The sequence below is a fragment of the Pelagerythrobacter aerophilus genome, assembly GCF_003581645.1.
Classification (GTDB): domain Bacteria; phylum Pseudomonadota; class Alphaproteobacteria; order Sphingomonadales; family Sphingomonadaceae; genus Pelagerythrobacter; species Pelagerythrobacter aerophilus.
Genome location: NZ_QXFK01000008.1, coordinates 23,627 through 47,531 on the forward strand (window position 1 = coordinate 23,627; position 23,905 = coordinate 47,531).

Annotated in this window: 20 protein-coding genes; 5 read left to right on the forward strand and 15 right to left on the reverse strand. The window is 61.0% G+C overall.

All coding sequences use genetic code 11. From position 1 onward, the window contains the following. The 8 genes from D2V04_RS01575 to D2V04_RS01610 all read right to left on the reverse strand — a co-directional run bounded on the left by D2V04_RS01575 (position 1) and on the right by D2V04_RS01610 (position 9,909). The gene (locus D2V04_RS01575; RefSeq protein WP_119511612.1) at positions 1-1,371 is read right to left on the reverse strand and encodes a hypothetical protein; all 1,371 of its coding nucleotides are present in this window, start codon (positions 1,369-1,371) and stop codon (positions 1-3) included. Further along, on the reverse strand, positions 1,368-1,910 hold the full coding sequence (locus D2V04_RS01580; RefSeq protein WP_119511613.1) for an acyltransferase: 543 nt from the start codon (positions 1,908-1,910) through the stop codon (positions 1,368-1,370). Before D2V04_RS01580 ends, D2V04_RS01575 begins: the two co-directional genes overlap by 4 nt. Next, positions 1,892-3,115, reverse strand: a complete 1,224-nt coding sequence (locus D2V04_RS01585) for a glycosyltransferase (protein WP_119511614.1) — start codon at positions 3,113-3,115, stop codon at positions 1,892-1,894. The genes D2V04_RS01580 and D2V04_RS01585 overlap by 19 nt, the downstream gene beginning before the upstream one ends. A 15-nt stretch (positions 3,116-3,130) precedes the next feature. After that, a complete protein-coding gene (gene wecB, locus D2V04_RS01590; protein WP_119511615.1) occupies positions 3,131-4,258 on the reverse strand; it encodes a non-hydrolyzing UDP-N-acetylglucosamine 2-epimerase in 1,128 nt (375 codons plus the stop codon). Between the two features lies 1 nt (position 4,259). Continuing rightward, positions 4,260-5,135, reverse strand: a complete 876-nt coding sequence (locus tag D2V04_RS01595; RefSeq protein WP_228766193.1) for a dTDP-4-dehydrorhamnose reductase family protein — start codon at positions 5,133-5,135, stop codon at positions 4,260-4,262. A gap of 47 nt (positions 5,136-5,182) precedes the next feature. Then, a complete protein-coding gene (locus tag D2V04_RS01600) occupies positions 5,183-6,217 on the reverse strand; it encodes an SDR family NAD(P)-dependent oxidoreductase (protein WP_119511616.1) in 1,035 nt (344 codons plus the stop codon). Positions 6,218-6,317: 100 nt separating this feature from the next. Beyond that, a complete protein-coding gene (gene tviB, locus D2V04_RS01605) occupies positions 6,318-7,610 on the reverse strand; it encodes a Vi polysaccharide biosynthesis UDP-N-acetylglucosamine C-6 dehydrogenase TviB (RefSeq protein WP_119511617.1) in 1,293 nt (430 codons plus the stop codon). Between the two features lie 313 nt (positions 7,611-7,923). After that, complete coding sequence (locus D2V04_RS01610; RefSeq protein WP_228766194.1) at positions 7,924-9,909, reverse strand: polysaccharide biosynthesis protein; 1,986 nt, start codon at positions 9,907-9,909, stop codon at positions 7,924-7,926. A gap of 332 nt (positions 9,910-10,241) precedes the next feature. On the opposite strand from D2V04_RS01610, the gene D2V04_RS01615 reads away from it, so the two are divergent. The 5 genes from D2V04_RS01615 (at position 10,242) to D2V04_RS01635 (ending at position 16,955) form a co-directional block, all read left to right on the forward strand. Then, a complete protein-coding gene (locus tag D2V04_RS01615) occupies positions 10,242-11,744 on the forward strand; it encodes an O-antigen ligase family protein (protein WP_119511619.1) in 1,503 nt (500 codons plus the stop codon). A gap of 160 nt (positions 11,745-11,904) precedes the next feature. After that, entirely contained in the window at positions 11,905-12,531 is a 627-nt protein-coding gene (locus D2V04_RS17705) for a polysaccharide biosynthesis/export family protein (RefSeq protein WP_182849620.1), read from the forward strand. A 54-nt stretch (positions 12,532-12,585) separates the two neighbouring features. Continuing rightward, complete coding sequence (locus tag D2V04_RS01625) at positions 12,586-14,700, forward strand: GumC family protein (RefSeq protein WP_182849621.1); 2,115 nt, start codon at positions 12,586-12,588, stop codon at positions 14,698-14,700. Further along, positions 14,678-15,865, forward strand: coding sequence for a hypothetical protein (locus D2V04_RS01630; protein WP_147391748.1), 1,188 nt, complete (start codon positions 14,678-14,680; stop codon positions 15,863-15,865). The genes D2V04_RS01625 and D2V04_RS01630 overlap by 23 nt, the downstream gene beginning before the upstream one ends. A gap of 76 nt (positions 15,866-15,941) precedes the next feature. After that, the gene (locus D2V04_RS01635; protein WP_119511622.1) at positions 15,942-16,955 is read left to right on the forward strand and encodes an NAD-dependent epimerase/dehydratase family protein; all 1,014 of its coding nucleotides are present in this window, start codon (positions 15,942-15,944) and stop codon (positions 16,953-16,955) included. Between the two features lie 6 nt (positions 16,956-16,961). Here the strand turns inward: D2V04_RS01635 and wecC are convergent, their stop codons facing one another. The 7 genes from wecC to D2V04_RS01670 form a co-directional block, all read right to left on the reverse strand. Continuing rightward, positions 16,962-18,263 carry a UDP-N-acetyl-D-mannosamine dehydrogenase gene (wecC, locus tag D2V04_RS01640; protein WP_119511623.1) on the reverse strand — a complete coding sequence of 434 codons (1,302 nt, stop codon included), beginning with the start codon at positions 18,261-18,263 and terminating at the stop codon, positions 16,962-16,964. Between the two features lie 101 nt (positions 18,264-18,364). Further along, the gene (gene wecB, locus D2V04_RS01645; protein ID WP_119511624.1) at positions 18,365-19,486 is read right to left on the reverse strand and encodes a non-hydrolyzing UDP-N-acetylglucosamine 2-epimerase; all 1,122 of its coding nucleotides are present in this window, start codon (positions 19,484-19,486) and stop codon (positions 18,365-18,367) included. 35 nt (positions 19,487-19,521) lie between these two features. Next, complete coding sequence (locus tag D2V04_RS01650; protein WP_119511625.1) at positions 19,522-20,145, reverse strand: hypothetical protein; 624 nt, start codon at positions 20,143-20,145, stop codon at positions 19,522-19,524. Positions 20,146-20,246: 101 nt separating this feature from the next. Beyond that, on the reverse strand, positions 20,247-20,768 hold the full coding sequence (locus tag D2V04_RS01655) for a demethoxyubiquinone hydroxylase family protein (RefSeq protein ID WP_119511626.1): 522 nt from the start codon (positions 20,766-20,768) through the stop codon (positions 20,247-20,249). Next, a complete protein-coding gene (locus D2V04_RS01660; protein WP_119511627.1) occupies positions 20,765-21,244 on the reverse strand; it encodes a disulfide bond formation protein B in 480 nt (159 codons plus the stop codon). Before D2V04_RS01660 ends, D2V04_RS01655 begins: the two co-directional genes overlap by 4 nt. Positions 21,245-21,255: 11 nt before the next feature. Then, the gene (locus D2V04_RS01665; protein WP_407672026.1) at positions 21,256-22,599 is read right to left on the reverse strand and encodes a S41 family peptidase; all 1,344 of its coding nucleotides are present in this window, start codon (positions 22,597-22,599) and stop codon (positions 21,256-21,258) included. Positions 22,600-22,679: 80 nt separating this feature from the next. Then, positions 22,680-23,903: a murein hydrolase activator EnvC family protein gene (locus D2V04_RS01670; RefSeq protein ID WP_119511628.1), complete on the reverse strand. Its 1,224-nt coding sequence runs from the start codon at positions 23,901-23,903 to the stop codon at positions 22,680-22,682. Positions 23,904-23,905: the final 2 nt, after the last annotated feature.

Below are 23,905 nucleotides of genomic sequence, written 5' to 3' on the forward strand. Positions count from 1 at the left end.
TCATAGCACCTGCGGCACCAGCTTCCCTCGTCGATGCGACCTGCGCCAAAGCGCCGCTGGCCTATCGTAGCGCTTACCCTTCCACAGATATAGAATCGACACGACCACGACGGTGAACAGACCGCCCGGAGAATGGAACAATTGATTGTTCGCAGGCATGAAAAACATCCCCACTGTCATCAGAGAGAACATTAAAACGGAAAACGGATTTTCATAACTAATTGCAGAGATCCAAGTCCGTGCATAAATATAGGCGAACCAGCCAAACAGAACAACCGTGCCAGGGAATGTGAAATCTGACGCAAAATGCGCAAAGACGGTGTGCCATTTGGACTCATCCCACCCCGTCGTAATAGAAACCTGAGAAACAAGATTGTTAGGCCATACCCACTCTATTCCAAGAATACGATTAGCTAAAACCGAGATCGAATAGGACGAACCCAGAAAGTACGTCCACTGCCAATCGGCCTCCAAAGCCAGCCCTAAACCGTAATACCCTTGGGACAGATAGCTGAGGAACATTGCGATGCTCAGGCCGTAATCCAGCCCAAATATTGAGAATACCGGGTGATCAAATTTGAAAAATATCCTGCTATTCACAACTCTATTTATGTTATCGGCATCCACACCTATGCTAGAATAACGCTGCCCTAAAATAGCAGCAAAAATGAACAGAGAAGTTATTGAAATAACACCTATAATAGCCACCCATTTTACCTTGATCGCCTTACGAGAGGCCCCATATTTAAGGGCTATAACCGCGAACAAGTATATTAATATATCTCCAAGTTGCTTTTGCTTTCCTGACCCAAGAACGTAGAAAAGAAGCGTCCCGACGGCAAGCGCGGCAACGAGCTTGCGTCGCAGGGGCGGCATCGACTTGAAATAATAGAACCCCAAAACGATCGCTATAAAATTAAAAGGAAGCGATATAGAATATAGAATGAATATAAGTGAATATTGCCCTGTATTTCTTTGATAGTCTTCGTATCCACTCAGATAGACATCGCCAATATTTGAAATATCTGTATTGAGTTGTCCAGAAGTGCTAGCACTAATGACTGCCACAATCAGTGCCAGCCACGCAATGATCAATGAGAAATCGAGAAGCCGGCGGGTAAATGAGGAGTCCTCCGAAGCGCCCCGGCAAGGCCTAACACCTACCTCTATACCCCAAGTATAGCCGATCGTAATAGCAACGATGATGGCGCACATGTAAGTGACGGTCTTACCCAGAGGGAACATGTAGTATTCTATCGGCCCCCAAACCGCTATGGAAAGTGTGAAAGCAAGGTAGGCAATCACAAATTTCAGGGGCGCGAAAGCCGCGAAGGGCTTCGACCTGTTATTGAGCGGCAACACCATCTTCATCGCGCGCCTATATTAAAAATCCGTTTGTACTCGATAGCCTTTTCCTCGCCATAAAGGTGCCCTATATTTAGAGATCTTTCGCGAGCCCCCTCAAGATAGGCTTGCGTCGATTTGATCACCTTGGCTGGATTGCCGCCGACAACTGATCCGTCGGGGACGTCCTTAGTCACGACGGCGTGGGCGGCGACGACGCAATTCTCCCCAATGGTTACGCCTCGCATGATCGAGGCTCCGGCGCCGATGAAGCAATTGGATTTCACTACGATCGGCCCAGCGAGATCGAGGCGAGGAAACTCGCTGCGGAAAGGCAGCACACCGCCGTCGTGGCAAATGAACTGCGCATCGACGCTGATGAACACATTGTCGTGTAGGGTGACGAGATACGGTTCCGAGCTGAACATCTTGTAGCTGCTGCCATAGATCGTCACCCGGCCTTTGATCGTAACGCCGATCATCCTAGCATAGGCAACCGGCTGTAGCCGCGCGTAAAGGGCTCGAAATGGCCAACGCAAAGCGTTCTTCAGGCGGTAGAGCGACATGAGCTTTCCTTTGTCACGGCCGATAGGAAGGTGTCGACAAGCGGCGCAAAGGCCTCCGCGGTAAAGACTCTGCTCTCCCGACAGTACTGCTTCATCGCCATAACCGCCTGGGCGTCCATCGCAAGGATGTCCGACAGGCGGCGCGCTGCGCCTTCCCGGCTGCTCAGGTCCAGCGCGAAGCCCGTGCGCCCTTCGACGTGATAGGCGCTGACACTAGGCACGGCGTTGATGATGCACGGTGTGCCAAAGCTGATGGCTTCCGAATACTTCGATGGAAATCCCGCGAGCGTCACTCGGCTTTCGTGGCGCAACACAAAGGCAAAGGCGGACTCCTGCAACAGGCGGAGCACCTCGTTGCGCGGCAGGCGACCGAGCAACTCGACGCGTTCCCCCAGCCGGTCGAGCAGAATGCGGTGCCTAGGAAACACAGACAGATAGCGGCTGCGGTCGACCCCGGCGACCTGCAAACGAAAGTCAGCACCCAGCGCCGCCGCACCGTCCAGCAGTTCGAGTATCCAATCGATGCGGTCGTGAATCGATTCCGCCCGCGCGCCCTCTGCAAAGCCAGACGCGACCGCGAAGAGCGGCATCGGGCGGCCCAGGCTCTCCGTCACGCCCTCGCCCTCGGGCCCTTCCATCAGGGTCGGGATTTCTACCATCGGTAATCCGGTTGGCCGGTAAAAGGCGGTGATGAAGGGCGCGGTGGTGATCAGCCCGTCCATGCGTCGATTGACGCAATGCATCCGCAACGGCACATCAAGATTCTTAATGATGTTCGCGGGACTCGTCCACGGCCGCCGCGCATACCATTCGGTACAGTCGGCGAGCGCCGCCGCACCCCATCGGCGCGCCAGCCGCGCGATACGCATCTGCGCCACCGCGGGATAGTTATAGCAAATCACCGCGGACACCTCGCTGGCGGTCACAATCCCCTGCTTTGTTAATGCGCGAAGGAGCCAATCGCTGCGGATATGATCGAACCAGTGGCTCCGCTGGTGGGGGTAGCCGATCTCCCACGCCTCGACATCGTCGCCGCCGTTATCGGCCGGATGAAGCGTTCGATCATAGGCGCGAGCGCGGCTGACCCCGACCAGCACGACCCGATAGCCAAGAGAGCGGAAAACGCGCGCGTTGTTGCGTATCCGCTGCGCCGCGGCGTTCCGGTCGGGCAGTTCGAAGCCGCCGACATAGATGATCGTCTTCACACGCAGCGTCCTGGCTCAGCCCTTCTTCCACACGGTACGATTAACGTAGCCGGTGTAGCTCATCACGACGCGCAGTATCTTTCGCGACACGTTGGGCACATTGTAATCGGCGACAATCTCGAACTGCCGCCTCTCAGCATCGTGCTGTGAGGTAACGACTCGGATTGATGCTAGAATATCGTCGCGCTTCAGCCCGGTCATGATCAGTGTGCCCACATCCATCCCTTCGGGCCGCTCGTGCGCGTTTCGCAGCGTAATCGCTGGTAGGTTGAGCAGACTCGCTTCCTCGGAGATAGTGCCACTGTCTGACAACACGCAAAAGGCCGATTTCTGCAGCTTCACGTAGTCGAAGAAGCCCATGGGAGCCTGGTAGCGAACGCGCGCGTCGACCCCCGCATTGGGTAAGTCAGCGATGCGTTTCTGTGTGCGTGGATGCGTTGATACGATCACCGGCATGTCGAACTCAGCCGCCGCGGCCGAGAGCCCCTGCATCAGTTGCTCAAGGTTGCGCGGATCGTCGACGTTCTCCTCCCGGTGAACGCTAGCGATAAAATACTTCCCGGCCTCCACCCCTTCACGTGCCAACACGTCCGATGCGTCGATCTCTGAGGCGAAATGATCGAGCACTTCGCGCATATGGCTACCGGACTTGATGATCGTCTCAGGTCGAATGCCCTCCGCAATCAGATAGCGCCGACCATGTTCGGTCAGCACGAAATTGATGTCGCTAAGATGGTCCAGCACCTTCCGGTTGAGCTCTTCGGGAACGCGCTGGTCAAAGCAACGATTGCCCGCTTCCATGTGAAAGACCGGTATCTGGCGGCGCTTCGCTGGGATCACCGCGAGACAGCTGTTGGTGTCACCATAGAGCAATACCGCGTCGGGCCTTTCGAGTTCGAGCACGTCGTCAACTTTCGCGATCACCTCTGCGATCGTTTTCGCGGCGTTAGCGCCCGCCGCATTCAGAAAATGGTCGGGCTTGCGGATGCCCAGATTGTCGAAAAAGACCTGATTGAGCTCATAGTCGTAGTTCTGCCCTGTGTGGACCAGGACATGATTCACATATGCCTCAAACTCGGCGATCACTCGGCACATCTTAATAATCTCAGGACGCGTGCCGACGATAGTCATCACCTTCATCATATTATCGGCTTTCGATCCTGCTGGCTTTCATGAACTCGACGAGGTCTGGCCATGAGGGTGGAGTGTATCCGGTGGCCATGCGGAAGCGATCTGAGTTGAGTGATCGATCGATGACCAAGGACGCGTCAGGCTCGATCGCGATATTATGATCGTAGGCTTCGCCCACTAGCCGCAGCAGATCATATTTGGTGATCGGATCGACCGAAACATGATAAAGGCCGGTGAGCTCAGTGCGCGGCAGCACGAAATCACGCACAACGCGAGCCAACTCGGCCGTCGGCAGTCCTGAAAAGATTGCCTTGGTAAAGCCCCTGATCGCATGCTTCTGCGCCAGAAACCATTCGACCAGCCCATTCGCCGACGCGAGTTCGTGACCGATGATGGACGTGCGCAGCGTCACCGCGTTCGGCCCCGTAACCTCACCTAGATATTTGCTGAGCCCATACACGTCGTTCGCGTCGGCCTTATCCGTTTCCAGATAATTACCCCTCGCGCCTGAAAAGACGCAGTCGGTGCTGACATGGACCAAGCGCGCGCCCGCGATCTCGGCGAGCGTCTGCAGCCTGTGTGGCAGCAGCGTGTTGACTGGCACCGCCGACGTGACCGCGTTGCCACCCGCGAGTTGCTTGATCAACCCGACCGCATTGATCACAATATCGGGTCGCGCTGCGGCGAAAACTCCCGCCAAGCTGTCGCTGCTCCCGGCATCGAGACCGGTGATGAAGCTCGCGTCGCCGGCGATTTTCTCCAGCCGCGGGCTGAGTGAACGTACCGCGCCGATCGCTGCATAGCCCTTAGACTGCGCAAAGGTGCGCAGCATCGCTGTACCCAGCATCCCGCTGGCGCCCAGCACCAGCACTCGGATTGGTTCGGCCAAGAACCGCCTCCTTCAATTCGTTCGCCCCGGACTACCCGGATCGAAATTCAACCGCGCGTCCAGCCCTCGAGCTCCGCTTGCACTTCGGGAAGGCTGAGCAGAAGCTGCCTCACCCCCTCCACGTCGAGCCTCTCGGTGTTGTGCGAGTGATAATCATCCATCGTTGCGGTCGTCGTTTCCCCCTCGCTGAAATAGGCGGCATAGTTAAGATCGCGGTCATCGAGCCGCAGCCGCCAATAGTCGCCCATATCTTCTGCGGTACCGAGTTCCTGCGCGCTGGCCAGCGTCTCATAAAGCTTCTCGGCATGGCGCCAGCCGATCGCCTTCACAGGATGGTTGGGCGATCCGAACAGTTCCGCGAGCGCGGTGGCGAGGTCGGCGATCGTTGACGCCGCAGCCTTCTTGATGAACAAATCGCCCTGCCGCGCGTGCTCGAAAGCGAAGCGCACCAATGCGACGCTGTCGCGCAATGGCATCAAAAAGCGTGTCATGTTGGGCTCGGTCACCGTGATCGGCTGTCCGTTCTTGATCTGACGAATGAACAATGGGATCACCGATCCGCGCGAGCACATAACGTTGCCGTAGCGTACGCAACTGATCGTCGTGGCGGCTTCCGGGCCGATCTCCCGGGACGCGGCCTGTACCATCTTCTCCATCATTGCCTTCGATATGCCCATCGCGTTGATCGGCTGCACTGCTTTGTCGGTGGATAGGCAGACCAGGCTGCCGACCCCATGTTCAATCGAAGCACGGATGACATTTTCCGACCCGAGGACATTCGTCCGAACCGCCTCCATCGGAAAGAATTCGCAACTCGGAACTTGCTTTAGAGCAGCCGCATGAAACACGGCTTCAACACCCTTGACGGCACGCGACACGCTCTCACGATCACGTATGTCGCCAATGAAAAAGCGTGCCCGCGCATCCCCCAACCTGTTACGCAAAGCGTCCTGCTTCTCCTCATCTCGGCTGAGGATGCGCACCTCTTCAATGTCGCCCCTGAGGAGCTCATGAACCATCGTTTTGCCGAACGAGCCGGTTCCTCCAGTAACCAGCACCCTCCGAACTTTACCTGTGCCCATCGTTACGTGGCCTTCTCATACATATCCAGAGCTTCATCACATCGCCCGATCGAGCTGTTCCCAACGGGGCCGCGGACGCCTTTATGCTGAGGGACGCAGTCTACAGGCGCAGGGCGCCAGCCTCCCGCGGCAATATGCCTTTCAGGTCATATACGACATGAACGGGCTTAACACATGCATCAAAGAGCGACATGCCTCGATCGCGAAACATGTCGTGCGCAACCGCAACCATCACGCCGTCGTAAGTATGAGCAGGCACCACGTCGATCAGTTCCAACCCATACTCTCGTCGTGCATCCTGAGCGTCCACCCAAGGATCATAAACATCGACATCGATTCCATATGCTTCGAGTTCGGCAATTACATCGACAACCCGCGTGTTGCGGAGGTCGGGGCAATTCTCTTTGAAGGTCAACCCCATTACAAGAACTCGAGCGCCATTAACTTGAATACGCCCCTTCAACATTGCCTTAACAAGTTGCTCCGCCACATAGGCGCCCATACCATCGTTGAGGCGACGCCCCGCCAAGATGACCTCCGGGCGGTAACCTATCGCCTCGGCCTTATGTGTTAGATAATAGGGATCAACACCAATGCAGTGACCGCCGACCAACCCAGGGCGGAACGGTAAGAAGTTCCACTTCGTGCCTGCCGCCTCCAGGACAGCTTCCGTATCGATGCCCATACGATTGAAAATTATGGCAAGTTCATTGATAAGCGCAATGTTGAGGTCCCGCTGAGTATTCTCGATCACCTTGGCCGCCTCAGCAACACGAATAGACTCTGCCCTATAGGTTCCCGCGGTGATAATGGAAGCATATAGACTATCCACAAGCGCCGCCACCTCCGGTGTAGACCCGGACGTCACCTTGCAGATTGAGGTCAAGCGATGCTTTTTGTCACCTGGATTGATCCGCTCCGGGCTATAGCCGCAAAAGAAGTCGTGGTTGTAAGCCAAGCCCGATTTGCGTTCTAACACGGGTACGCAAATTTCTTCGGTCGCCCCCGGATAGACAGTCGATTCAAAAACTATTATGTCACCGGGCTTCAGCACCGCCCCCACGGCTTCTGACGCTCGAATCAAGGGGCTGAGATCAGGACGACGATGCACGTCAATCGGTGTGGGCACCGTCACTATAAACAGATTGCAAGAGGCAAGATCGGCAGGATCGGAGGAGAAACATAGCTGCGCGGCCGCCGACAGCTCCTCTGTCGTCGTCTCCAACGTCGCATCGACGCCATGACGAAGTGCAGCGATCCGCTGCTGGTCAATATCGAACCCGACCACGGAACGAATGCGACCGAATTCAACGGCAAGCGGCAGACCGACATAGCCGAGGCCGATTATGGCAATCTTTAGTTCATCCAAGGATGGCGGTGGGGTGATTGTCATTACTAGGAGTCATTCCTCATACTTTTGAGACAGAGCGAGCTAACCAGCCACTCCGCTTTACGCGCACTCGAGAGCAGCCATTCCAAAGGTCAACTCCGCAGCGGTACAATTCGCGAATTGCACGAACCATGGCGGCCCCCGCGATGAAAAGATAGGTCTGCCTACCGCTAAAGGATCTTTTCCATCCGCGGCGATTACACTTACATGGAAATTAAGAAGTATTATAGTTAGATCTGTTTGAACTTGCGGATGAAACGTCGAGCACGCAATTTACAGATGATCCGAATCATTGATGCGCAGTGATTTTAGTGCTTCAGCTCGCTCTCTCCATTATGCCATTAACGCTTTCCCCGACAGGGGATTGATATTCAGGGACCAGCTCACCGAGTAGCGCCGTGGCCATCATGCTATCGCCTGCGCCGAGAAGCGCACTCATCTTATCCAGTGTCGCCTGCAACGATTTCCACGGAATCAGCGCCTCGTTTGCTCTTCGGATTCGCTCATGGACGGTCGGCTCGGGATTGTCGCCGATAAGAAGCTCTTCGTAGAGCTTTTCGCCCGGGCGAAGGCCGATCTCGCGAATCTCGATGTCGCCTTCGGGATTCATCTCGTCACGAACCGTCCTGCCCGAGAGATGGATCATGCTTCGAGCAAGATCCAGGATGCGCACCGGCTCACCCATGTCGAGGACAAAGACCTCTCCGCCTTTCGCCATCGCACCCGCCTGAATGACGAGCTGCGCAGCTTCCGGTATCGTCATGAAATATCGAGTGACGTCCCTGTCAGTGAGCGTGACGGGGCCGCCCTCCTTGATCTGACGCTGAAAGCGCGGCACGACGGAGCCGCTGGATCCCAGCACGTTACCGAACCGCACCATCGTGAAGATCGTCCGATCGCGCGCCGACCCGTGCAACTGAGCACGCGCCTGCAGGATTAATTCGCACACGCGCTTGGACGCCCCCATCACGTTCGTCGGTCGGACGGCCTTGTCCGTGCTGATCAAGACGAAGTTCCGCACGCCGCATTCCTCGGCAACAAGGCAGGCATTCAACGTGCCAAATATATTGTTGCGCAGGCCCGCGATAGGGTTACTTTCAACCAAAGGCACATGCTTGTAGGCAGCCGCGTGAAATAGTGTTTCAGGCTGACACTTCTCGAAAACTCGCCGCATAGCATCGCGATCCCCGACATCCCCAAGGACCGGCATGATGGGAACGCCCACGTGAAGAGACTCCGCGAGCGCTTCCAGTTCGGCCCCGATCGCGTAAAGAGCGTATTCCGAGCGCTCAAGCAGGATCAGCTCGGAAGGACGAGACCGCAATATTTGGCGGCAAAGTTCGCTGCCGATCGATCCGCCGGCCCCCGTCACCATAACCCGCTTTGCCGTCACGGTCTTCCCGATGAGCAATTCGTTCGGACGGACCGGATCACGTCCGAGGAGGTCGTCTACTGAAACGTCCCGCAAATCGCTGACCGAGACTTTTCCATCGATGAGATTGCCGACGCTCGGAAGCGAGCGGACCGCCACGGGGTGCTTCTGCAATGCTTCAATAATTGCCTTGCGACGCGACCGACTCGCACTCGGAAGCGCGAGCAGAACTTCATCAATATCGTTGCTACCCAGAAGCGCGTCGAGCTTTGTCGACGGATGCACTGTTACTCCGTCAAGCTGCTGACCGGCCAGACGCACGTCATCATCGATGAACGCCGCGACCCGCACGCGCGGCTCGTGCCGCAAAGAGAGCGCGAGCTGCTGACCGGCACTACCGGCGCCATAGATGGCCACCACCCGACGAGTGGAGTCCGCTTGGCGCCCATTGACAATATCGATCAGCACGAACCGGATCGTCAGGCGGCTAATAGCCATCAGTGTTAGAAATACAATTGGCTGAATCAAAGCGATCGTACGGGGAATCCCGTCGAACCCGTTGGCCAAAAACAGGATGATCATCGGTATCGTGAAGATGACGACAGCCGTTCCCAGGCCGAACATGGCACGGGCGCCCGAGAAGCGGATGATTGAGCGATAAACGCCACGCCAGCTAGCGATAGGATACCATAGAACTAGCGCCGCAGCCGTAACCAGTACAACGTTTGCCTCCACGCGGTAGAATTCACCCAGACGCAATGAGAAGGCCGTCCAAACCGCGATCGTGCATAACACGCCGTCGATCGCGGCTACGATGAGCTGCCGCGTTCGCCGTGGTAGCGCTCCGAGCCATCCGAATGATGACGCGATCGCGCTGCCGAGAACTTGCTGCAGCATCGATGTTCTCTCTGAAAACAGGTCCAGTTTCATTCCGGAGCCGACCTCTTTCGTCTCTAGACACCTGCCGGGGTAGACTGCACCCCCAAAAACTTCGAGGAGGGCAGCTATTCCACAATGACCGAGGCGCAATAGGTGAGTTGGAGATTCTGGCAAACCCCCATCCCCACCGGAACGATGGCGCGTGTCGCGCACGCGCCCAGTGGAAGACAGCGTCAAGTCCGGAAGCGCACGGCCCAGGTGCGTCTTGACCTCGATAAGTGCGACTGCGAGAGAACGGCAATGTTCGCGACGATATTGCGCCGCTGCCCGCCCCGTCGCCAATTGGGCGTCCACGGGCGTGCCCAGCCTCAGCATGAGGTTGGATGATGGAGGCACCGCCTGTTGCTTTGAACCGAACGAAGCGCTCGCGGCGTCGCGGGCGCATTCTGGAGAGTGTCCTGTCGTCACGGGCGCGACTAAGCGTCCTTTGCGGGCTCCTGGTCGTCATTTTTCTGACCGGCGGCAGTTCGCGGGCCGACATGCAATCGCTGGTCCTGCTCCGCCCCATCTCATTGCTCGCTTTGGGGTACGGACTACTCACAATCTCCCAGGAGCATATCCGACGTTACTGGCCCCTCGTTACGATAGCAGCGGCTACCGTGGTCCTTTTCGCGTTTCACCTCATCCCCCTGCCGCCCGGGCTTTGGCACTCTTTGCCGGGACGAGAGACCATCGCGGAGTTGGATGCCTTGCTCGGACTCAATGATCAATGGCGGCCGCTGACTCTGGACCCCCAGACAACTCGCAATGCTCTGTTGGCGCTGGCCACGCCTTGTGCCGTTCTCGTTTTGGGCATCCAGCTTGGTACCGGGCAGCACGAGAAGTTATTGACCTTCATCCTAGGACTCGGTGTCTTGACGGCTATCTGGGGGCTACTGCAACTCATGGGCAGTCCCCGGGGACCGCTCTACCTCTACAGCCTGACGAGTTATGGCTCGCCAGTGGGGCTGTTCGCCAATCGAAACCATCAGGCCGTGTTCCTCGCCAGTCTGATTCCAGTGATGTATTGCTGGGCGCAACTCGCGCAAGGGTCGTGGAAAGACATAGGAACCACCAAGGGCAAGCGCAGCGCGATGGCTGCCGGTGGCATGCTTCTGCTCATTCCGTTGCTTCTGATTACGGGATCACGCGCCGGGCTGCTGACGCTCATTCTTTCAGTATGTGTTACTGCCGCGCTGATCGCCGTGATTGCGCCTGCGGGCGCTAGGCGTACGCACCGATCCTCCGCGCTTGCCCGCATTGCTCCTGCAGCGGTTGCCGCAGCGGTTGTGGGAGGGCTCGGGCTCGTCACGATTGGTCTGGGGCGCGATCGAGCCTTTGAGCGGCTCATCGGCTCGGATCCGATCGCGGACACCCGGGCCGATCTTTTGCCCGCGACCTGGCGGATCGCGGTTGATGCATTTCCATGGGGGACGGGGGCTGGCTCGTTCGACGATGTTTATCGGATGCGCGAATCCGACACGCTTCTGAGGCCGGAGTATGTGAATCACGCACATAACGATTTCCTGGAAGTTCTGATGACCGGTGGTCTACCGGGACTTCTGATCCTGATCTTTGGCATTGTGCTTTTCGCTGCTCGAGGCTGGGGAATATGGCGCGCCGGCCGCGCCAAAATTCGCGGCAATATCTGGCCCGCTGCGGCGCTGATCGCATTAGCGATCCTATTCATCGCATCACTCATCGACTATCCTCTGCGTGTCCCGGCAATGGCGAGCTATGCGGTTCTGCTCGCGATTTGGGCTAGCAGGGGATCATACGTCGCGGATCCAGCGGAATATGGTCCACGTCGTACACGGATGGGTCGGCACTCTAAAAAGAGCTCCTAATTTCCGAAGGCCTGGGCTTGCTTATCAAAGGCGCTCCGGTAAGTGCGCAATACAAATGCGAAATTGGACGAAGCGAATGTCAACAATCAGGTATTTCCTCGTCTGCCTCACGGCGGCCAGCCTGCTCGCCGGATGCGCTGGCAAGGATCGCTCCGTGGCTATGGCGCCTGGTATCGAGTTAACTGATCTCGATAGCCTGCCGCCGCCCGATGGCGGCTACGTCACTCGGGTGCAGCCAGGTGACCAGCTGGAAATCACCGTCCTCAACTCTGAACCGTTAAGCGGTACGTATATTGTGGACGACCGTGGGAATCTCGATTTTCCGCTGATTGGCCCGATTAATGTCGAGGGGGAATCTGCGACGGGTGTGGGCAAGATAATCGCTCAGCACCTTGAAGGCCGATTTCTTCGCGACCCCAATGTCAGCGTGATCCCCGCAGAGTTGTCTCAGCCCACCGTGTCCGTCGGCGGAGAGGTTGAGAAGCCTGGCGCATATCCGGCCCGCCTTTCCCGAACGCTCGCACGGGCGATCAACAATGCCGGTGGTCTCGCGGACTACGCCAAGACGGACGATGTCGTGGTCATGCGAACCGTCGGCGACACGACATACATCGGCGTCTACAACATCGAGGCTATTCAGCGCGGGAACTATCCGGATCCACGGATCTACGCCGACGATATCGTCACGGTGGGCGACTCTCCAGCACGCCGCCGCCTCGAAACCATTCTGCAGTTCGTGCCCCTGCTGACATCGAGCGCGATCCTGATCGATCGCATTGGCAACTAATCCGTCGAGAAGAAACCAATGGCAGACGCAGTAATATATTCCGCGCAGCCGGACATGGCCGAGAACGCGGACGAAAATTCGGGGATTCTGGCGTTCGAGCGATACTGGCGCCAGGCCGTCAACTCTCGGCTTCTGATCGCTGGTATTCTCGCAGGCGGGCTCGTGCTTGGCTTGCTCATCACGTTGCTCTCCACGCCGCAGTATCGGAGCACGGCCGTGATCGAGATCAGCCGCGCGACAGCAAACGTAACGAATATCGATCAAACAGAGATCGAAGAACTGCAGGCGGACGAACAGTATTTTCAGACACAATATGAGCTGCTCGGCTCACGTTTTCTCGCCGAAGCGGTAGTCGATGCGGCGAATCTCACTGCGTCGGAATCGTTTCGCGACGCATTTGCTGACGATCCAGAGGCTCCGCTAGAACGACGAGACGCTGTCGAGATTCTTCTGGAACACATCAGCATCGAACCTGTGCGATTGTCGAATCTCGTAAATGTGCATTTCTCCAGCCCCAACCGGAGCCTTTCCGCCGAGATTGCCAATATCTGGGCTGAGCAGTTCCTGGCCGCGAACTACGAAAAGCGCTTCGGTGCGAATATCGATGCTCGGCGGTATTTGCGCGATCAGATCGCGGAACTCCGCGAGCGGCTCGCCCAGTCCGAGGAGGAACTGGTTGATTACGCGAATGCCAATCAGATCGTGATCGTCGATACGGGCGTAAACGATGACGACAGCAGCAGCGCCGCACGATCGCTGATTGGGGATACGCTTACGACACTCAATCAGGCGCTGGCACAAGCAACTGCAGAACGAATCGCTGCGGAAAGTGCCTTAAGAGCGAAAGCTACCACGGCCGAAACGCGCGCAGCATCTAGTCAGCTCCGGAGCATGCTGGCAACAGCCGAGGCCAAGCTTGCAAGCCTATCTGCAAATTTCGGCCCGGCATATCCTGAAGTTCAGGCGGCTCGATCCGAGGTGGAAGCCATCCGCGAATCCATCGCCTCTTCGGAGGGCCGCGATATTTCGGGTCTGCAGGCGGCGTATCGCCAGGCGCGTAGCGAAGAGGCGGAACTGCAGGCGCGCGTAAAAGAGGTCCAAGACCGGTTCCTTTCGCAGCAAGGCGGCGGGATTCAGTATGGAATTCTGAAGCGTGAAGTGGACACCAATCGGCAGCTCTACGACGCGCTCCTGCAGCGTTCCAAGGAACTGGAGGCGGCGGGCGCTGGCAAGAACAACATGACCCTAGTTCAACCTGCTCTACCAGCGGACGAGCCCTACAAGCCCTCGCTGGTCTTGAACCTGGCGCTGGCATTGCTCGCCGCCACAGCTGTTGCCGCAGCCGTTGTCTTCCTCCGTGAGACTATGGATCGGACGATCCGGGATCCCAACGACGTCCAACGTCTGTTCGGCCTGCCGACACTCGGCCTCATCCCACGGGTGGAGCAGGACGATTTGCTCGACGAGCTCCGTCGACGCAGTTCGGAGCTTTCAGAGGCCTACGTGGCGGCGCGTTCGAATATCTCGTTCCTGACACCGCAAGGTGCACCGAAGTCACTGATGCTTACCAGCACCCGGCCGAACGAAGGCAAATCGCTGACCTCCGTCGCGATCTGCCGCAGCTTCGCCCAGTTGGGCAAGCGGACGCTGCTGATCGATGCCGACCTTCGCAACACGGCCCTCGTCGATTTCCTCGGCAAGCAGGCATCGAAGGACGCCGGCTTGAGCAGCTTGCTGGTCGGTGGAAGCGAACCTCAGGCGGTCACCATACCGATCGAGGAACATGGATTTGACCTGATCCCAAGCGGGATGATGCCGCCGAATCCCGCCGATCTTCTCGCGACCGACGGGCTTGCCCAGTTGATCGCGAAGCTCGAGCAGAGCTACGACTTTATCCTCGTGGACGGCCCGCCGGTGCTCGGCCTTGCCGATGCGCTGGAAATCTCCACCGCGGTCCAAGGCGTGGTCTACGTCATCGAATCCAATGACGTGAAGATCCGCGCCATCGACAACGCGCTACGCCGTTTGCGTGCCGCCAACGCGAAGGTCTATGGTGCAATCGTGACCAAGCTCGACGATCGCAACTCGGCGTACGGCTACGGCTATGGGTATGGCTATGGGTACGGCTATGGCGAACCCATAGATGATGCGAATGCCGGACGCAGCTGAGACACGGCCAAGCCGTCTGCGCCTTGCGTCGGTGGTGCTGATATTTCCCGTTCTCGCGGTCCTTTCCGCGGCGCAGACGCTGGCCATCGTGGGCGAGAACAGTCAGCCGGACAAGGCAGCGACAATCGCGCCTTGGGATGGTTCGGCACAGGCCCATTTCGCGAAAGCCGCTTATCAAGGCCAACTCGCGCAGAACCCTGCGACAGCCGAACCGCCGGCGGATTGGATGGCCGACCTCGCGCTGGAGGCCTATCGGAGCCAACCGCTGGTGCCCGGCGCGCTCGCGGTGATTGGTGCCGCACAGCCTGGCGATGGAAACGCCCCATTCTGGAACGCGGCGGCGAAGATCAGCCGCCGCGACACGCTTCTCCAGGGCATGCTTCTTAACTCCCACCTGCAAGCCGATAATCTCGACGGCGCCATCCGCGTTCTCAATCAGATTCTGCAAGTGCGCGTCGAGCAGCGGCCGGCCGCCTACATCGCGCTGACGCAGGCGCTGCGCGATCCGCGCTCGGTGGACACGTTCGTGGATATTCTCGGAACCGGGCCGGACTGGGCCGATGGTTTCCTCGTCGCCGCCTCACGCGACAAAGAAGCGCTCGGGAATCTCGGTCTCATTCGTCAACGGCTGTCCGACGACATTGTAGACCCGAAGACCGACCGCAGGCTGGTGCATGCTTTTGCCAGCGCGGGCGAGTTTCAACTCGCATACGATCTCTATGCGCGCCTGTCTGCGGAGCGTCCCGAGGAGGTCGACGGTTGGAGTTCTGAGATCCCGCCGTTCGACTGGACCTTGGTCGATCAAGCCGGTTTCCGCGCCCAAGTCCTCGGCGGGGAAGAGGAACTTCAGCTGGAGATCGCACGCGGCAAAGGTGGTGTTTTTGCCAGCCGCATCCTGCCGGCGCGCTCACGAGCGCTCAGCATCAGCGGCCGACATGACCTGAAGCCGCAGCAGCAGGCAGACAAGCTGGAGATCGCAGTCTCATGCGTCGACGGCGACGCCCCGATTGCCCAAGGAAATCTCACCGGCGGGACAATCGCGCTCGATGCCACGCTGCCGGCCGACTGCGGCTTCGTGAAGATTTCGCTGTCAGGCCGAGCCTGGTCGTACGGTCAACGAATAACCGGCAGCATCTCTACACTTTCTATTTCCTTCGGCGAATGATGGCCATCCGTCGGTCTGCTATGGCCCATCCTGTCGGGCCATCTGCGGGACTCCAAGGGACACAGAGGAACAATTAATGCGCAAAGTGCTCGTCACCGGCAGCGCCGGCTTCATCGGCTTCCACTTGTCCAAGCTGCTGCTCGAGGAAGGTTTTGCCGTCGTCGGCTACGACGGCATGACCGACTACTACGACGTCAGGATCAAGGAGCGGCGGCACCAGATGCTGCTGCAGCATGAGCATTTCAGCGCGCACGTCGGCATGCTGGAGAACTTTGACCAGCTCCACGCGCTGGCCATGGCGGAGCGGCCGGACGTGATCGTCCATCTCGCCGCGCAGGCCGGCGTGCGATATTCGCTCGAGAACCCGCGCGCCTATATCGACGCGAATATCGTCGGTACGTTCAACGTGATGGAATGCGCGCGTGAGCTCGGCGTCGAGCATCTGCTGATGGCCAGTACCAGTTCGGTCTATGGCGCGAACGAGGAGATGCCGTTCGATGAGCGCGAGAAATGCGACACACAGCTCACGCTCTACGCCGCGACCAAGAAGGCGAACGAGTCGATGGCGCACAGCTACGCGCATCTGTGGAATCTGCCGACAACCATGTTCCGCTTCTTCACGGTCTACGGCCCATGGGGCCGCCCGGACATGGCGCTGTTCAAGTTTACCAAGGGCATTCTCGATGGCACGCCAATCGACATCTACAACCACGGCGAGATGTACCGCGACTTCACCTACGTGACCGACCTGGTGCGCGGTATCCGCCTGCTGATCGACGCTGTGCCGGAGCGCCCGGAGAGCGCCGACGACATCCCGGAGCATGACAGCCTCTCACCCGCGGCGCCGTTCCGCGTCGTCAATATCGGCAACAGCGACAAGGTCCGCCTGATGGACTTCGTCGAGGCGATCGAAGCCGAATGCGGGCGCGAAGCGGTGAAGAACTTCATGGACATGCAGAAAGGCGACGTGCCGGCCACCTGGGCCGATGCAACACTGCTGCAGGAACTCACCGGCTATCGCCCGCAGACCGACGCGAAGGAAGGTATCCGGCAGTTCGTTGGCTGGTATCGTGACTACTACGGCGTCTGAGGCGTGCTAGCTCGCCAGTCGTAACCCCGGTCGCTCAACGTTAGCCGCGGCGTCCGGCCAGATCCCGCGTGTGTCGTAGATCAGCGCGTGAGAGCGTTCCTCGCTCGGGACCACTCGGAATATATCGTGGTCGACGAGGACGATCAGGATGCCGCACGTCTCGAGCGCTGTGTCGAGGTCGATCAGCGCTGCGCCGGTGCCTTCGAACTCGGTCGGCAGTTCGGCGGCATAGGGTTCGACCACGTGAACGCGTTCACCGAACCTGCGCGCCAGTCTGCCCGCCACGAAGCGCGCCGGACTTTCGCGGAAGTCATCAATGTTGGCCTTGAATGCGAGCCCCAGGCAGGCGACCGGCACGCCGGGGTTGTCAGCGATCAGCTTCTCCGCTTGCGCGACGACGTGATGCATCTTCGCATCGTTGGTGTCGCGCGCGGCACGGACCATCTTCGCCTGTTCCGGCGCGCCATGGACGATGAACCATGGATCGACCGCAATGCAGTGGCCGCCGACGCCCGGGCCGGGCTGGAGGACATTTACGCGGGGGTGGCGGTTGGCGAGGCGGATAACTTCCCACACATCGAGGCCCATGTGATCGGCGATCATCGACAGCTCGTTGGCAAAGGCGATGTTGACGTCGCGGAAGGCGTTCTCGACCAGTTTGCACATCTCGGCGCTGCGCGCGTCGGTGGTGACGCAGGTGCCGCGCACGAAGCGCTTGTAGAAGGCGAGCGCCTTTCGTGCGCAACGCGGGGTGATGCCACCGATCGAGCGGTCGTTGTTGGTGAGCTCTTCGAGGATGCGCCCGGGAAGGACACGTTCGGGGCAATAGGCGATCGCCACATCGGGCGTCTCGTTCGTCAGCCCCGGAAGCTTGAGATCCGGGCGCAATCCGGCGAACAGATCGCGCATCGCGTCGGTGGTGCCGACCGGTGAGGTCGATTCGAGAATCACGGTATCGCCCTTCTTGAGCACGCCCGCGATCTCCGTAGCCGCGGCCATGACATAGGAGATATCGGGCGTGTGCTGCCCGTCCTTCTCGAACGGCGTAGGCACCGCGATAACGAACACGTCAGCTGGCTGCACCTGCGTCGACGCCTTGAGCAGGCCGCGCTGGACGACCCCCCGCACGAGACCGTCGAGATCAATTTCCTCGATATGGATCTCACCTCGGTTGATCGTCTCGACCACCGCTTCGGAAACGTCGATACCGGTTACCGGGCAGTTGGCCCGCGCGATGATCGCCGCCGTCGGCAGGCCGATATACCCAAGGCCGATGACACAGACTTCCGGTTTTTCCTCGCCGCGCATGGCCGCTCCGCTTGATATTCGCCTTCGCGCGACGCCTAACGGCGAGGGGTAAAGATACCGGTAACGATGGCGTGCGATTCCGGTAGCGAGCGGATGGAGCGTCAGACCGCGAGAAGCTCGAGGATCCGCTGCGTGGCCCGCCCGTCGCCGAACGGGTTGTGAGCCCGTGCCATGGCGTCGTAGGCGGCGGAATCGTCGAGCAGGCGCTCGGTTTCCGCAACGATACGGTCGGCGTCGGTTCCGACGAGCCTGGCGGTACCGGCCGCGACACCCTCGGGCCGTTCGGTCGTTTCGCGCATGACGAGGACCGGCTTGCCCAATGCAGGCGCTTCTTCCTGCACGCCGCCGCTGTCGGTCAGCATGAGATGCGCAACATCGAGCAGGCGGGCGAAATGCGGATAGTCCAGCGGTTCGATCAGCGCGACGTTGTCGAGCCCCGCGAGCCGGTCGTTCATCACGGCGCGGACGTTCGGGTTTAGGTGCACAGGGAAGATCACCGCCACGTCGCGGCGCGCCGCGAGGCGGGACACGGCATTCGCGATCGACTCCATCCCCTGCCCGAAGTTCTCGCGCCGGTGCGTCGTCATGCCGATGATCCGGCGCCCGGCGAAACGCCTTTCCAGCGGCATCAGGTTCGCTGCAAGCAACGGCTCACGGGCGATCTTGCCCGTTATCCAGTGCAGCGCGTCGATAACCGTATTGCCGGTGACGTGGACCGCCGCGGACTCGACGTTCTCCCGCCGCAGCGCCTCGGCCGCAGTTTCGGTCGGCGCGAGGTGAAGCGCGGCGAAGCTGCCGATGACCTTGCGATTGACCTCCTCCGGCCAGGGATGATGGATATTGCCGCTCCGCAGACCCGCTTCCACATGCGCCACGGGAATCTTGCGGTAGTATGCTGCCAACGCGCCTGCCATCGCGGTCGCGGTATCGCCCTGAACCACGACGACGTCCGGCCGTTCGATATCCAGCACGTGGCCGATACCCATGAGCAGCCGCGCGGTCAGGGCATCGAGCGTCTGGTCCGGTTGCATCAGGTCGAGATCGTGATCGGGCGAAATGCCCGCGATCTCCAGCACCTGGTCCAGCATTCCGCGATGCTGCCCTGAAACACAGACGCGGGAAACGAAGCGCTCGTCACTCTCGAGCGCGTGGATCAGGGGGAACAGTTTGATCGCTTCGGGCCGGGTGCCGAAGACGGTGAGAATGGTGCGCGGCGCGGTCATGCCGCCGGTCTTACCGCAGGAGGGTTAACGCCGCCTCAGCTTTCCGGCGTTTCCTGCGGCTCGGACGTTTCGGGCGCGTCCATGATCGGTTCGGCGTCTTCGCTCGGCAGGATCTCGGGGTTCTGCTCGTCGGGCAGCTCGGCATCGCGCTCGCGTTCGAGGCGTTCCATGTACTCGCGTTCGATCTGCTCGACGCGTTCCTGCTCGGCGGCGGCCGATTCGTCGATCGTGGACAAACGTTCAGCGCGGGCGGCGGCGATGAGCTCGCTGAAGCGGACGCTCGCACTCGTCGCCTGTTCGCCATAGGCGCGGCGGATCAGATCCTGGGTGCAGCCGGTGAAGCCGCCCGCGCCCGCGGTGGAACACGAAAGCGTGCCGAAATCGCCGATCATCTCCAGCGATTCGACGCGCCGGGTCCAGGCGGTGTTCGCCGGGTCGTCGCTGTAGCGCAGCGTTTCCGGAATGCGGAAGCGTTCGGATTCGGGCAGGCGGGCGACGACGCAGATCTCGCCTTCCGGGCACGGCGGCGCGGCATCCTCGCCATAGACCACCGACATGCGCACGTCGTCGGGCACCTCCTCCGCCGTCGCCTGCGCCGCGAGCGGGCTGGCGAGAAGCGTGGCGCCAGAAAGCGCGAATGCTGCGAGAAGCGACTTCATGCGATGGCTATCCTAATCTGCGTTGCCCGCCATTCTCGGGCGCGAGCCGTGAACTCTATATGAAGCGTGCGGAGGGCGAAAGCGGTTCCCGCCCGTGGCCCTCAGACCCGTTCGGCGAGCTTGATCGCGACGCGGCAGCCGAGGCGTATCGCCCCCGACAGCAGCGGATAGGCCGGCGCCCTTTCCGCCCCTGCGGCGAGAGCGGCATCGCGGTGCGCGCGCTCGTCCTCGCGAAATTCGTCGATCATCGTGGCGAGTTCGGGGTCGGCGCCGCTTTCGGCAAGCCGGTCGAGTTGCTGCGAATAGTGGCGGTCGATCTCTTCCTCTACCGCCGCGGTGCAGGCCATGGCCGCCTCCGGCCCGATCAACGCCGTACCCGCGCCGAGCGCGTAGCCCGCCGCCGACCAGAAGGGCTGCAGCGCGGTCGGGCGCACGCCGCGCCGCGCCATCAGGGCGTCGAACTTCGCCCGGTGTCCCTTCTCCTGCTCGGCCATTTCGGCGATCTCGGCCGCGTGCGGGCCGCGGTCGCCGATCACGTCGAGCTGGCCCTGATAGATGCGGGTAGCGCCGAACTCGCCTGCCTGGTCGACCCGGATCATCCGCGCGATATCCTGTTTCGTCATGAGGTACGCCGCTCCTTCGCCAGCAACCAGAGGATCGCCAGGCCGCCTGCTGCCGAGAACAGGAAGTTCCACCCCGCCAGCGAAATGCCGACCAGCGTCCAGGGCGCCTGATCGCAGCGGACCATCGGCGCGTTCATGATCGCTTCCAATGGGTCGCCGGTGCCGGCCTGCGACGTGACCGCGCACGCCGTCACGCCTTCCCACCAGCCGTATTCGACACCGGCATGAAACGCCCCGATTGCACCCGACACGAGGATGGCGAGCGCGGCCAGCGCAATCCACAGCCGCCGGGGCACCGCGACGGTGGAAAGCAACGCAAGCGCAAGCGCCGCGAAATGCGGCCAGCGCTGCCACCAGCACATCTCGCATGGATAGAGGCCGAAGCCGTACTGCGAGACGTAGGCGCCGGCGAGCAGCAGTGCGGGCACGCCCAGCGCCAGCCGCTGGGCCAGCCGGCCGTGAGGCGTTTCGATCATCCGCACGCGCTCTACTTCCGGTGCACGAGAGCGGTCGGAGCGGTCCGGCGCAGCGTTTCGAGCGCGTAGTGGAGCTGGTAATCCTTGATCCCCTGCTCCTTCAGCTCGTCGGCCGTCATCGTGAAGCGCGGATCCTCGCGCAGATCGCGCTCGAGCTCCTCATCCTTCAGGGCAGCTTCGTTGACGAGGTGCCCGCGAAGGTCCGATTCGCGCAGGATGAACTTGGCCCGCTTGGCCAGATCCGGATCGGAAAGCTGCGGCACGGCGATGTCGGGCTCGATCCCGCCTTCCTGCACCGAATGCCCCCCCGGCGTGTAATAGCGCGCGGTGGTGAGCTTGAGCGCGGCGTCGGGACCGAGCGGCAGCAGCGTCTGCACGCTGCCCTTGCCGAAGCTGCGCTGGCCCATGACCACGGCGCGGCGGTGATCCTGCAGCGCACCGGCAACGATCTCGCTGGCGGAGGCCGAACCGGCATCGATCAGAACGATCATCGGCACGCCCTTGGCGATCTCGCCGCGATAGACCGTCTCGGCGTTGTAGACGTAGGTCTCTCCCGCCGCGCGGCCGCGCTGCGAGACGATACGGCCTTTCTCGAGGAACAGGTCGCTCAGCGCCACTGCTTCATCGAGCGAGCCCCCGGGGTTGGCCCGCAAGTCCAGCACGAGACCCTTGAGGCCCCCCGGGGCTTCCTTCGAGAGCGCTTCCCACGCGGAGAACACGTCGGCCCCCACGTCGCGCGAGAACTCGTTGACCATGATCACGCCGATATTGCCGGACTGGAGTTCGTGCGTGACCGGTTCGAGTTCGATCAGCCCGCGCGTGACCGTGACATCGAAGGGTTCGTCGCGCCCGGGGCGGAAGATGGTCAGGCGGATCGAGGTGCCGGCCGCCCCGCGCATGCGGGAGACCGCCTCGTCGAGGTCGCCCCCATAGATCAGCTCGCCATCGAGGTGCGTGATGTAGTCGCCGGCCTTGAGCCCGGCCTCCATCGCAGGACTGCCGCGGAACGGCGAGATGATCTTCACCGCGCCGTCGTCCATCTGCACGGACAGGCCGAGACCGGTGTAATTGCCGTCGATCATCGTTTCGAGGCGCTGCAGGTCCGACCCGTCGAGATAGGCGGAATGCGGATCGAGGCTGGCGAGCATGCCGTCGATCGCGCCGCGGATCAGCTTCTCGTCGTCGACCGGCTCGACGTAACTGGCCTTAATCCGCTCGTACGTCGCGAACAGGCGCGCGAATTCGGAGCCGGCGCGGCCATCGACCTGCGCGATGCCCGCAGTGGTCGCCGGAATGAGCGCCACCGCAGTGACGAGCGCGGCCGACCGGGCGAGATCGGCGAATTTGATGGCCATAAAGCCTCCTTTACGAGAACGCTTTTATCGCGCGCGCAGGCTTAATGCCAGATGAGGATGCGGTCCGCGCCGCAGCCCTCCTACCCGAGATAGTCGAGCGGGTTCACCGGTGTGCCGTCGCGCCTGAGTTCGAGTGTCACGACCGGCGCGTCGACCGCCGCGACGCCGAGCGGGGCGCCGGAAACGAGCGCCTCCCCGACATCGACATCGACACGCGAAAGGCCTGTGACGAGGCTGGTCCACCCGCCCTCGTGTTCGATGATGACGATCCGGTCGTAGCCGCGATAGGGGCCGGCGAAAGCGACTCGGCCGCTGCCCGGGGCGACGACCTGCGCGGCCGGGCGCGGGGCCAGCGAGAGACCATTGCTGCGCACGCCTGCGGAGGACACCGAGCCGAAGCCCGCCACGGTCTGCCCGACGACGGGAAGCTGGAAATCGTCGGGCGGCGCGGTCGCGGAAGGCGTTGGCGTCGGGCCGGTGGCGGCAGAAACCCGAGCCGATTCGGGGCTTGCCGGCCGGATCATGGGGCCGGGAAGCGCGGCGAGGTCACGGCGCAGCGCGCTGGCGTCGTCGAGCCTTGCGATCAGCCCGTCGAGATCGCGCGCCTCCTCCGCCAGCGCGAGCGCCCGCTCGGCCTCGCGGGCAGCGACGCCCGTGGCGCGGCGCGACGCGAGCCTCTGCCGACTTTCCAGCCCGACCAGTCTTTGGCGCCGCGCGCCGAGCTGCGCCTCGCTCTGGCGCAAGGCCGCGAGAGCCTGCAGCGCTTCGGTTTCGAGCCGTGCCCCGCGCGCAATCTCCGCGCGGAGGGCGGCGGTGCGCTGGCGCACTTCGGGAACGGTCGTCTCCAGCAGGGCACGCAGATAGACCGTCTCGCGGAGCGATCCGGGGCGCAAGGCCGACAGCGCGAGCGGCCGGCGGGCGAACTTCTGCAAGGCCGCAGTGAGGCGCAGCAGCGGCTCGCGCCGCTCGGCGAGGCGCATGTCGAGCTGCTGCCGCTGGCCGTCGATCAGCGCGATTCGCGCCTCCGCGGCGGCGATGTCGGCTTCCGCCTGCTGGATACGCGCGGCGAGCGCGGCTGCCTCTCGCGCGGTCTTCTCCGCCGCCTCGGTCGCAGCGCGCGCTTCGGCTTCGAGCCGCGCCCCGCGCGCTTGCGCGGCCCGCGCTTCCTCCCGCGCCTCGCGGAGCGCGGCACGTGCGTCACCGGGATCGAACACGCCGTCGGCCCGCTGCGCGGCAGCAATACCGCCGATCACCCCGGCGGTAGCAGTCATGGTGAGGACGAGGATCGTCGCGCGACGCGGCATTG

Coding starts and splice junctions, on each gene's coding strand:
- D2V04_RS01575 (WP_119511612.1), bottom strand. CDS start 1,371: ATGAAGATGGTGTTGCCGCTCAATAACAGGTCGAAGCCCTTCGCGGCT.
- D2V04_RS01580 (WP_119511613.1), bottom strand. CDS start 1,910: ATGTCGCTCTACCGCCTGAAGAACGCTTTGCGTTGGCCATTTCGAGCC.
- wecB (WP_119511615.1), bottom strand. CDS start 4,258: ATGATGAAGGTGATGACTATCGTCGGCACGCGTCCTGAGATTATTAAG.
- D2V04_RS01600 (WP_119511616.1), bottom strand. CDS start 6,217: ATGGGCACAGGTAAAGTTCGGAGGGTGCTGGTTACTGGAGGAACCGGC.
- tviB (WP_119511617.1), bottom strand. CDS start 7,610: ATGACAATCACCCCACCGCCATCCTTGGATGAACTAAAGATTGCCATA.
- D2V04_RS01610 (WP_228766194.1), bottom strand. CDS start 9,909: ATGAAACTGGACCTGTTTTCAGAGAGAACATCGATGCTGCAGCAAGTT.
- D2V04_RS01615 (WP_119511619.1), top strand. CDS start 10,242: ATGATGGAGGCACCGCCTGTTGCTTTGAACCGAACGAAGCGCTCGCGG.
- D2V04_RS17705 (WP_182849620.1), top strand. CDS start 11,905: ATGGCGCCTGGTATCGAGTTAACTGATCTCGATAGCCTGCCGCCGCCC.
- D2V04_RS01625 (WP_182849621.1), top strand. CDS start 12,586: ATGGCCGAGAACGCGGACGAAAATTCGGGGATTCTGGCGTTCGAGCGA.
- D2V04_RS01630 (WP_147391748.1), top strand. CDS start 14,678: ATGCGAATGCCGGACGCAGCTGAGACACGGCCAAGCCGTCTGCGCCTT.
- D2V04_RS01635 (WP_119511622.1), top strand. CDS start 15,942: ATGCGCAAAGTGCTCGTCACCGGCAGCGCCGGCTTCATCGGCTTCCAC.
- wecC (WP_119511623.1), bottom strand. CDS start 18,263: ATGCGCGGCGAGGAAAAACCGGAAGTCTGTGTCATCGGCCTTGGGTAT.
- wecB (WP_119511624.1), bottom strand. CDS start 19,486: ATGACCGCGCCGCGCACCATTCTCACCGTCTTCGGCACCCGGCCCGAA.
- D2V04_RS01650 (WP_119511625.1), bottom strand. CDS start 20,145: ATGAAGTCGCTTCTCGCAGCATTCGCGCTTTCTGGCGCCACGCTTCTC.
- D2V04_RS01655 (WP_119511626.1), bottom strand. CDS start 20,768: ATGACGAAACAGGATATCGCGCGGATGATCCGGGTCGACCAGGCAGGC.
- D2V04_RS01660 (WP_119511627.1), bottom strand. CDS start 21,244: ATGATCGAAACGCCTCACGGCCGGCTGGCCCAGCGGCTGGCGCTGGGC.
- D2V04_RS01665 (WP_407672026.1), bottom strand. CDS start 22,599: ATGGCCATCAAATTCGCCGATCTCGCCCGGTCGGCCGCGCTCGTCACT.
- D2V04_RS01670 (WP_119511628.1), bottom strand. CDS start 23,903: ATGCCGCGTCGCGCGACGATCCTCGTCCTCACCATGACTGCTACCGCC.